Below are 551 nucleotides of genomic sequence, written 5' to 3'. Positions count from 1 at the left end.
GAGGGCGGGTTGGTGGGTGTAGCCGCGGGCGAGTCCGGTGCCGGTGATGTAGAGCTCGCCTTGGACGCCGGGTGGGACGGGTTGGAGGTGGTGGTCCAGCAGGAGCAGGCCGGTGTGGTGCATGGCCCTGCCCAGGGGGACGGATCCGGCTGGTTTGTGGGTGTGGGTCCAGGGTTGTTGGGTGGCGCACAGGGTGGTTTCGGTGGGCCCGTAGGTGGTGCGCACGATGATGTGGGGGTGGGTGGTCAGGAGGTGGTCGACGGCGGTGGGGGAGATGGTGTCGCCGCCGGTGGTGACCTCGGTGAGTCCGGTGAGGCTGTGGACGTCTTCTTCGACCACGACGCGGAACATGCCGGCGGTGAGGCTGAGGTGGGTGATGTGGTGGGTGGGGATGAGCTGTGCGAGGGCGGTGGTGTCGATGGTTTCGGGTGGGGCGATGACCAGTTGGGCTCCGTTGAGGAGGGGTGCCCAGATTTCGTAGGTGGAGGCGTCGAAGGCGTGGGGTGCGTGGAACAGGACCCGGTGGTGGGGTTGCAGGTTCCAGGCGGGGT

1 protein-coding gene is annotated in these 551 nt (G+C 67.9%); it reads right to left on the bottom strand.

All coding sequences use genetic code 11. From position 1 onward, the window contains the following. Positions 1-551: AMP-binding protein (locus tag Q8791_RS31775; RefSeq protein ID WP_330095556.1), on the bottom strand; the 551-nt coding region annotated here is incomplete at both ends.

Source organism: Nocardiopsis codii, assembly GCF_036327455.1.
Lineage (GTDB): Bacteria > Actinomycetota > Actinomycetes > Streptosporangiales > Streptosporangiaceae > Nocardiopsis > Nocardiopsis codii.
Note: the sequence above shows the minus strand (reverse complement) of the source record. Positions and strands in the feature narration are given on the sequence as shown.